The sequence below is a fragment of the Nonomuraea sp. NPDC049758 genome (genome assembly GCF_040674635.1).
Taxonomy (GTDB): domain Bacteria; phylum Actinomycetota; class Actinomycetes; order Streptosporangiales; family Streptosporangiaceae; genus Nonomuraea.
Genome location: NZ_JBFAMZ010000037.1, coordinates 30,823 through 39,640 on the forward strand (window position 1 = coordinate 30,823; position 8,818 = coordinate 39,640).

10 protein-coding genes are annotated in these 8,818 nt (G+C 74.8%); 8 read left to right on the forward strand and 2 right to left on the reverse strand.

Annotated features, from left to right (window positions below):
* Positions 1-122: 122 nt before the first annotated feature.
* Genes AB0J46_RS48795 through AB0J46_RS48820 form a run of 6 tightly spaced genes read left to right on the forward strand, consistent with a single transcriptional unit; the run spans position 123 to position 5,702 of the window.
* Positions 123-1,562 (forward strand): FAD-linked oxidase C-terminal domain-containing protein, encoded by a 1,440-nt coding sequence (locus tag AB0J46_RS48795; protein WP_364343304.1) that lies wholly within the window; start codon positions 123-125, stop codon positions 1,560-1,562.
* Complete coding sequence (locus AB0J46_RS48800; RefSeq protein WP_364343307.1) at positions 1,562-2,755, forward strand: FAD-binding oxidoreductase; 1,194 nt, start codon at positions 1,562-1,564, stop codon at positions 2,753-2,755. The genes AB0J46_RS48795 and AB0J46_RS48800 overlap by 1 nt, the downstream gene beginning before the upstream one ends.
* 2 nt (positions 2,756-2,757) lie before the next feature.
* Entirely contained in the window at positions 2,758-3,960 is a 1,203-nt protein-coding gene (locus AB0J46_RS48805; RefSeq protein WP_364343363.1) for a heterodisulfide reductase-related iron-sulfur binding cluster, read from the forward strand.
* Positions 3,957-4,706 (forward strand): IclR family transcriptional regulator, encoded by a 750-nt coding sequence (locus AB0J46_RS48810; protein WP_364343310.1) that lies wholly within the window; start codon positions 3,957-3,959, stop codon positions 4,704-4,706. Before AB0J46_RS48805 ends, AB0J46_RS48810 begins: the two co-directional genes overlap by 4 nt.
* Positions 4,707-4,744: 38 nt before the next feature.
* Positions 4,745-5,485, forward strand: coding sequence for an IclR family transcriptional regulator (locus tag AB0J46_RS48815; protein WP_358291960.1), 741 nt, complete (start codon positions 4,745-4,747; stop codon positions 5,483-5,485).
* A gap of 4 nt (positions 5,486-5,489) precedes the next feature.
* Positions 5,490-5,702, forward strand: a complete 213-nt coding sequence (locus AB0J46_RS48820) for a DUF2277 domain-containing protein (protein WP_352322770.1) — start codon at positions 5,490-5,492, stop codon at positions 5,700-5,702.
* Between the two features lie 22 nt (positions 5,703-5,724).
* Here AB0J46_RS48820 and AB0J46_RS48825 read toward each other — a convergent pair whose 3' ends face one another.
* Positions 5,725-6,135 (reverse strand): hypothetical protein, encoded by a 411-nt coding sequence (locus AB0J46_RS48825; protein ID WP_352322769.1) that lies wholly within the window; start codon positions 6,133-6,135, stop codon positions 5,725-5,727.
* Between the two features lie 93 nt (positions 6,136-6,228).
* Here AB0J46_RS48825 and AB0J46_RS48830 point away from each other — a divergent pair, with 93 nt between their 5' ends.
* Positions 6,229-6,906 (forward strand): response regulator transcription factor, encoded by a 678-nt coding sequence (locus AB0J46_RS48830; protein ID WP_352322768.1) that lies wholly within the window; start codon positions 6,229-6,231, stop codon positions 6,904-6,906.
* On the forward strand, positions 6,903-8,162 hold the full coding sequence (locus AB0J46_RS48835; RefSeq protein WP_364343315.1) for a HAMP domain-containing sensor histidine kinase: 1,260 nt from the start codon (positions 6,903-6,905) through the stop codon (positions 8,160-8,162). Before AB0J46_RS48830 ends, AB0J46_RS48835 begins: the two co-directional genes overlap by 4 nt.
* Here AB0J46_RS48835 and AB0J46_RS48840 read toward each other — a convergent pair.
* On the reverse strand, positions 8,149-8,817 hold the full coding sequence (locus tag AB0J46_RS48840; RefSeq protein ID WP_364343318.1) for an HNH endonuclease family protein: 669 nt from the start codon (positions 8,815-8,817) through the stop codon (positions 8,149-8,151). The genes AB0J46_RS48835 and AB0J46_RS48840 overlap by 14 nt on opposite strands.
* Position 8,818 lies beyond the last annotated feature (1 nt).

Consider the following 8,818-nt stretch of genomic DNA (forward strand, 5'->3'; position numbering starts at 1 on the left):
GTCCGGCGCGCCAGCGCCGGACATAAGCGGACCCCCCGAAACCCAGCCAAACTGCCTCCGAAAACTGGCCAGACCGGTGGAAACAGTCGCACACTAGAGGTGACGGATCTGGAGAGTGACTGGTGCTCGACACGCTGACGGCGGCGCTGCGCTCGCTGCTGCCTCCCGACTCGGTGATCACCGATCCGGTACGCCTGCGCACCTACGAGTGCGACGGCCTGACCAGCCACCGGGCGACACCGGGCGTGGTCGTGCTGCCCGCGACGGCCGAGCAGGTCGCCGGGGTCGTCCGGATGTGCAACGACTTCGGGGTGCCGTTCGTGGCCAGGGGGTCGGGCACGGGCCTGTCCGGCGGCGCGCTCCCCCGCGAGGACGGCGTGCTCATCGTCACCTCGAAGATGCGCCGGATCCTGGAGATCGACCTGCCCAACCGCAGGGCCGTGGTCGAGCCGGGCGTGACGAACCTGGCCATCACCGAGGCCGTGCGCGACGCGGGCTACTACTACGCCCCCGACCCCTCCAGCCAGCAGGTCTGCTCGATCGGCGGCAACGTGGCGGAGAACTCCGGCGGCGCCCACTGCCTCAAGTACGGCTTCACCGTCAACCACGTCGAGGCGTGCGAGATCGTCACCCCGGACGGCGACCTGGTCGTGCTCGACCGCATGGACCCGGGCTACGACCTGCTCGGCGCGTTCGTCGGCTCGGAGGGCACGCTGGGCATCGCCACCAGGATCACCGTGCGGCTGAGCCGGGCGCCGGAGGCGGTGACCACGGTGCTGGCCGCGTTCGAGGACATCGAGCAGGGCGGCCGGGCGGTGTCGGCGATCATCGGGGCGGGCATCGTGCCGGCCGCGATCGAGATGATGGACGCGCTGGCCATCGAGGCCGCCGAGGCGGCGGTCGCCTGCTCCTACCCGCGAGGGGCGGGCGCGGTGCTGATCGTGGAGCTGGACGGGCCGCGGGAGTCGGTCGAGCGGGAGTTCGCCCGGCTGACGGAGATCTGCTCGGACGCCTTCGAGCTGCGCGTGGCGGCCGGTCCCGAGGAGCGCGCGGCCATCTGGAAGGGGCGCAAGTCGGCCTTCGCGGCGGTCGGCCGGATCAGCCCGGCCTACATCGTCCAGGACGGCGTCGTGCCGCGCACGTCGCTGCCCGGCGTGCTGGCGGCCATCGACCGGCTCTCGCGCGAGCACGGCATCAGGGTGGCCAACGTCTTCCACGCCGGCGACGGCAACCTGCACCCGCTGGTGCTGTTCGACGACGCCGAGCCGGGCGCGGGCGAGCGGGCCGAGGCGGTCTCGGGCGCGATCCTCGACCTGTGCGTCGAGCACGGCGGCTCGATCACCGGCGAGCACGGCGTCGGGGTGGACAAGGCCCGCTACATGCCGAAGATGTTCACCGGCGCCGATCTGGACACCATGCAGCTCGTCCGGTGCGCGTTCGACCCGGGCGGCCTGTCCAACCCGGGCAAGGTGTTCCCCACGCCGCGGTTGTGCGGCGAGGTGCCGGGCGTGCGCAAGGGCGCGCACCCGCTGGTCGAGTCGGGCAGGGCGGAGCAGTTCTGATGGCGGATCCGTTCTCGGGCGCCGGCGTGCCGGTCAGGGCGGCCGGGCCCGAAGACCCCGCGCACCGGTGGGGCGCCCGGTGGGTGGCGCTGCCGGGGACCGTCGAGGAGGTCGCCGCCGTGCTGCGCGCGTGCGCCGCGGCCGGCCTGGCGGTGGTGCCCGCGGGAGGCGGCACGAAGCTGCACTGGGGGCCGCCGCCGGAGCGGTGCGACGTGCTGCTCGACCTGTCCCGCCTGGACGCGGTCCTGGAGCACGCGGCGGGCGACCTGGTGGTGCGCGCGCAGGCCGGCGTGCGGACGGCGGCACTGGCGGCGGCGCTCGCGGCTCGCGGGCAGGAGCTGGCGCTCGACGTGCCGTTCGCCGAGCAGGCGACCGTCGGGGGCACCCTCGCCGCCGCCCTGCCGGGCCCCCGCGCCTTCCGCTACGGCACCGCCCGCGACCTGCTCATCGGCGTCACGGTGGTGCTGGCCGACGGCACGATCGCCCGGTCGGGCGGCAAGGTGGTCAAGAACGTCGCGGGCTACGACCTCGGCAAGCTGTTCACCGGCTCGTACGGCACCCTCGGGGTGATCGCGGAGGCCACGTTCCGGCTGCATCCGCTGCCCGGCGAGCGGCGCTGGGTGGTCGCCGGGATGCCCGCGGACGACGTGCCGGGCGTCGCGGCGGCGCTGGCGGCCGCGCAGGCCGAGCCGAGCGCGGTCGAGGTGGACCGTCCGGAGCCGGGCGGGCCGGTGACGCTGGCGGTGCTGGTGGAGGGCACGGCCGCGCGGGCACGCGCCGCGGCGCTGCGCGACCTGACCGGCGGCGGGGCGGTGACCGGCGAGCCGCCGTCCTGGTGGGGGGTCGTCCCACGGGGTGAGGTGCTGGTCGAGGTGCGTTTCCCGCCCGCGGCGGCCGGCGCCGTGCTGCGGGCGGCGGCCGGGTGCGGCCTGTCGCTGCGCGGGTCGGTGGTCGCCGGCCGGGTGCTGCTGGCGACGGGCGCGCCCGTCGCCGAGGACACGCTGCCGGGCCTGGTGAGCGGGCTGCGGGAGCGGGTCGAGGCCGCGGGCGGCCGGGTGAACGTGCTGGCCGCGCCGTACGCCGGGGTCGACAGGTGGGGGCGGGTGAGCGCGCTGCCGTTGATGCGGCGGGTCAAGGAACGGTTCGACCCTGGGCGCAGGATGTCGCCCGGACGGCTGGCGGGAGGCCTGTGACCATGGACCCGGAGCTGATCGGCGACTGCGTGCACTGCGGGTTCTGCCTGCCGACGTGCCCGACGTACGCGTTGTGGGGCGAGGAGATGGACTCGCCGCGCGGGCGCATCCACCTGATGAAGCAGCACGTCGAGGGCGTTCCGGTCACCCCGGAGATGGCCGGGCACTTCGACGCCTGCCTGGGCTGCATGGCGTGCGTCACGGCGTGCCCGTCGGGCGTGCGCTACGACCGGCTGATCGAGCAGACCCGCGCCGAGGTCGAGCGCACGCACGTGCGCGAGTCGCGGGAGCGGGCGGTGCGCGAGATCGTGTTCAGCCTGTTCCCCTACCCGCGCAGGCTGCGGCTGCTGCGGCCGACGATGTGGCTGGCCGGGCGGATGGCGGCGTTCCTGACGCGCGTCCATCCGAGCCTGGGCGCCATGGCCGCGCTCGCGCCGCGCGTGGAGCACCGGCAGCGCCTGCCGCGCCTGGTCAGGGCCAGGGGCAGGCGCAGGGCCGTGGTGGGCATGCTCACCGGGTGCGTGCAGGGCGAGTTCTTCCCGCAGGTGAACGCGGCCACCGCGCGGGTGCTCGCGCTGGAGGGCTGCGACGTGCTCGTGCCGGCCGGGCACGGCTGCTGCGGGGCGCTCAGCGTGCACGCCGGGCGCGCCGATCAGGCCCGGCGGCTGGCCCGCCGGACGATCAGCGCGTTCCGGCGGGCGGGGGTCGAGACGGTCGTGGTGAACGCGGCCGGCTGCGGGTCCGTCATGAAGGAGTACGGCGAGCTGTTCGGCGCCGATCCCGGGTTCCGGGTGCGGGACCTGTCGGAGTTCCTGGCCGAGCTGGGCCCGGCGGCCAGGCGGCATCCGCTGCCGCTCACCGTCGCCTACCACGACGCCTGTCACCTGGCCCACGCCCAGGGCGTCCGGGCGCAGCCGCGCGAGCTGCTGCGCGGCATCCCCGGGCTGGAGCTGCGGGAGGTCCCCGAGTCGGCGATCTGCTGCGGGTCGGCGGGGACGTACAACATCCTGCAACCGGAGGCGGCCCGCGACCTCGGCGACCGGAAGGCCGGGGCGGTCGCCTCGACCGGGGCCGAGCTGCTGGTCTCGGCCAATCCGGGATGCACGATGCAGATCGCCACGGCGATGCGCCGGGCCGGGAAGGAGATCAGGGTGGCCCACACCGCCGAAGTGCTGGACGCCTCCCTGCGCGGGGTGTCGCTGTGAGCGTGCAGTCGGTCGAGCGGGCGCTCGACGTGCTGGAGGCGCTGGCCGAGCACGGCGGCGAGGCCGGGCTGTCGGAGATAGCGGCGCGGACGGGCCTGCCGTACGGGACCATCCACCGGCTGCTGCAGACGCTGCTCGCCCGCGGCTACGTGCGCCAGGAGTCCGACCGCCGGTACGCGCTGGGCGGCGGGCTGGTCCGCCTGGGCGGCATCGCGGAGAGCATGGTGGGCGGGTGGGCGCAGCCGTACCTGACGCGGATGGTGGAGCTGTCCGGCGAGACGGCGAACCTGGCGGTGCTCGAAGGGGACTTCGTCGTCTACGTGGCGCAGGTGCCCTCGCCGCGCAGGCTGCGTATGTTCGCCGAGGTCGGCAGGCGGGTGCTGCCGCACAGCACGGCCGTGGGCAAGGCCCTGCTGGCCGGGCGGGCGGCCGCCGAGGCGATGGCGGTGTTCGAGCGTACGGGCATGCCGCGGCGCACCCCGAACACGATCACCGACGCGGCCGGCATGCTGGCCGAGCTCGCCCGGGTCAAGGAGTACGGCTACGCGACGGACCTGGGCGAGGAGGAGCTGGGCGTCCACTGCCTGGCGGTGCCCGTCCGGGACGGCGAGCGGGTGGTGGCCGCGATGTCGGTGTCGGGGCCGGCCGAGCGCATCGACGCCCTCGACCGCGACGAGCTGGCCGAGGGCATGCGGAGGATCGCCGCCGACTTCGGCCGCGAGCTCGCCCCGGCCTCGTCGAAGTAGCGCCTGCCGTCCGGCTCCGGCGGCTATTCTGTTGCGCTGTGAGCAACAGCACGACGGTTCAGTCCGTCGACCGGGCCATCGCGATCCTGGAGATCCTGGCCCGCGAGGGCGCCACCCGGGTGACGGACCTCGCGGTCGAGCTCGACGTGCACAAGTCCACCGCGTTCCGGCTGCTGGCCGCCCTGGAGCAGGGCGGGCTGGTGGAGCAGAGCGGCGACCGGGGGCGCTACCGGCTGGGGTTCGGCGTCGTACGGCTGGCCGGCGCGGCCACGGCCCAGCTCGACCTGTCCAGGGAGGGCCGCGAGGTGTGCCTGCGGCTGGCCGAGGCGGTCGGCGAGACCGTCAACATCGCGGTTCCCCAGGACGGCGACACGGTCAACATCAGCCAGGTGCGCGGCCCGGCGGCGATCAGCGGCCACAACTGGGTCGGCCAGCGCACCCCGTCGCACGCCACCTCCAGCGGCAAGGTGCTGCTCGCCTTCGGCGCCCTGCGCCTGGCCGGCGAGCTGGAGCGCTACACCCCCCGCACCGTCACCTCCCCGGACGGCCTGGGCCTGGAGGAGATCAGGCGGCGCGGCTGGGCGGCCACGGTGGAGGAGCTGGAGGTCGGGCTGAACGCGGTGGCGGCGCCGATCAGGGGGGCCGACGGCTCGGTGGTGGCCGCGGTCAGCGCGTCCGGGCCGTCGTACCGGCTCACGCCCGAGCGGCTGCCCGAGGTCGGTGAATTGCTGGCCGCGGGCGCGAGGGAGATAAGCCAGCGCATCGGCTATTACCGTTGAGAGCATGTGCAGAAGCATCAAGACCCTGCGGCCGCCGTACGCCGAGAGCGTGACCGAGGACGACGTGCGGGCCGCCGCGCTCCAGTACGTCAGGAAGATCTCCGGATTCCGGGCCCCGGCCGCCCACAACGCCGAGGCGTTCGACCGGGCCGTGGAGGCGATCACCAGGGCGTCCGAGGAGCTGCTGGGGGCGCTGGAAGTCCGCGGAGGTCGGTGACGCGTCCGCGCCGGCGGGCCGGTCAGCGGGTGGCGGGGCCGTCGGGGGTGCAGAAGATCTTGAGTTCGACCTCCTCGCCGTCCTCCGGCTCGAACTCGACCTTCGCCTCGCGGGCCGGGCCGGGCTGGACGCCGTCCACAGAGTAGCCCTGGGCCGGGCTCCAGGAGCGCAGGGTGACCAGGCCGCCGGAGCAGGAGGCGATCACCGTGCCGGCCTCGGTGCGCATGAGCCGGTCCTGGGCGCGGGCGGACGTCCGCGGCATGGGCGTGGCGGCGCGCGCGGTGGCGGTGGAGAGCGCGGCGCGCACCTCCGGCCCGCTGAGCACGCGGCTGGACGTGCCGGTCACCCCGGTTCCGAGCAGGCCGAGCACGGCCACGGCCGCCCCGGTCGCGGCGGCCGCGGTGACAGCCCAGGCCAGCACGAGACGCTTCATGCTCCCACCCTCCCCCACGTACGGCTAAGCGCAGGTTAAGGCGACGCTAACGATGCTCGGTGCATCACCACGGACCGTCTACGGTTTGGGTGTATGGCTGACATCCTGCTCATCGAGGACGACGTGACCATCCGGACGTCGTTGAGCCGGGGCCTGCGCGATCTCGGCCACGCGGTCTCCTCCTCCCCGACCGCGCTGGAGGGGTTGCGGCTGGCCGTGCAGGACCGTCCCGACCTGATCGTGCTCGACCTGGGCCTGCCCGACCTCGACGGCGTCGAGCTGCTGCGCATGTTGCGGGCGGTGAGCCGGGTGCCGGTGATCGTGGCGACCGCCCGCGACGGCGACGCCGAGATGGTGCCCGTCCTGGACGCGGGGGCCGACGACTACGTGGTCAAGCCGTACAGCGCCCGGCAGCTCGACGCCCGGGTGCGGGCGGTGCTGCGGCGCGCGGGCGAGGCCGCGCCCGAGCCGCTGGCCGTGGGCGGGCTGCGAGTCGATCCCCGGGCGCGCACGGCCACGCTCGACGGCGTGTCACTCGACCTCACGCCGCGCGAGTTCGACGTGCTGCACTTCCTCGCGGCCCGGCCCGGCGAGGTGGTCACCAAGCGCGAGCTGCTGACGGAGGTGTGGCGGCTGCCGTACGGCGGCGCCGACAAGACCGTGGACGTGCACCTGTCGTGGCTGCGCAGGAAGCTCGGCGAGACCGCGGCCGAGCCCCGCTACCTGCACACCGTCAGAGGCGTCGGGGTCAAGCTGGTCGGGCCGTCGTGAGGCGCTGGCTGGCGCTGCTGGTGGCGGCGACGACGTCGCTCGTGCTGATCGCCCTGCTGGTGCCGATGGCGCTGCTGATCGGCACCGTGGCCGAGAACGGCGCGATGAGCCGGGCCACCGCCGCCGCCGAGTCCGTCGCGGTCGCGGTCGGCACGTCCGACCTGCCGCTGGCCGTGGAGCAGGTGCCGCGGCGGGTGACGGTGTTCCTGCCCGGCGGGGGCACGATGGGCGCGCCCGCCGCCCGCTCCGACGCCGTGCGGCTGGCCGCCACGGGCCGCAGCGTGACCGCCGTCGCCCCCGGCGGCCGGGAGGTGCTGGTCTCGGCGCAGTCCCCTGACGGCACGGCCGTGATCAGGGTGTTCGTGCCGGACGACGAGCTGACGCACGGCGTGCGGGCGGCCTGGCTGGCGCTGCTCGTGCTCGGGCTGGGGCTCATGGTGCTCGGCATCGTGCTGGCCGACCGGCTGGCGCTGGCCGTGACCAGGCCCGTGGTCGGGCTGGCCCGCGTGTCGCACCGGCTGGCCGGCGGCGACCTGAGCGCGCGGGCCGAGCCGGGCGGGCCGCCGGAGGTGCGGTCGGTGGCGCTGGCGCTCAATCATCTGGCCGGGCGCATCGGCGACCTGCTGGCCGCCGAGCGCGAGTCGGTCGCCGACCTGTCCCACCGGCTGCGCACGCCGCTGACCGGGCTGCGGCTGGAGGCCGAGTCGCTGCGCGACCCGGAGGAGGCCGCCCGGGTCCAGAACAGGGTGGACGCGCTGGAGCGGGCGGTCAGCGCGGTCATCACCGAGGCGCGGCGGCGCTCGGCCGGGCGCGGCTCGTGCGACGCGGCCGAGGTGGTGCGCGAGCGGGTGCGGTTCTGGTCGGTGCTGGCCGAGGACCAGGGGCGGCCGGTGTCGGTGTCGCTGCCCGACGCGCCCGCGCCGGTCGCCGTCGGCGGCGAGGAGCTGGCCGCGTGCGTGGACGCGCTGCTCGGCAACGTGTTCGCGCACACCCCGGAGGGGACCGCCATGGCCGTGCGGCTGTCGTCCCGGCCGGGCGGGGCCCTGCTGGTCGTCGAGGACTCGGGGCCGGGGTTCGACCCGGGGTCGCTGGAGCGGGGGATCAGCGGGGGCGGCTCGACCGGCCTGGGGCTGGACATCGCGCGGCGCACCGCCGAGTCGTGCGGCGGCACGCTCGCCGTCTCGGCGCCCGAGGGCGGCGGGGCCCGTGTGGAGCTGACGCTGACCGCCCCCGGCGAGGCCCTCAGCAGTCCTTGAGTATGCCTTCCATCGCACTCTTCTCGCCGTCGGTGATCCAGACGTCGTACTTGCTCTTCACGTCGATCTGGCGGGCGATGTAGGCGCACCGGTACGCCTTGCGCGGCGGCAGCCAGGTGGCCGCGTCGGAGTCGCTCTTCTGGTTGTTCAGCGGGCCGTCCACCGCCAGCAGGTTCAGCGGGTCGTTGGCGAACTCCCTGCGCTTGGTGGGCGACCACTGCTGCGCGCCCTTCTGCCAGGCGTCCGACAGCGGCACCAGATGGTCGATCTGGACGGCCGTGCTGGTGTCCTGGCCGCGCTTGAACTTGATGGTCTTGCCGCTGTAGGGGTCGTCCAGGGTGCCGGTGAGGACGATGCAGTCGTGGGTGCCCGACTTGAACGTCTCGTCCTTCAGGTCGCGCTTGAGGATGTCGTTGCGGGTGTCGCAGCCGTTGTGGTCGACGTCGGCCCAGGCGGGGCCGAACTCGTCGCGGTCGAAGCCAGTGCGCGGGGCACGTCCCTTGACCTTGAGCTTGTCCAGTTTCTTGCGGGCGTCCGAGACCGACGCGGAGTCCGGTTTGGCCGGGTCCGGGCCGCCCGACTGCGCCTCCAGGCCGCCGCAGCCGGCCAGCATCGTCACCATGGCCAGACCGGCCGTGAACGCGCGTGTGCGCACG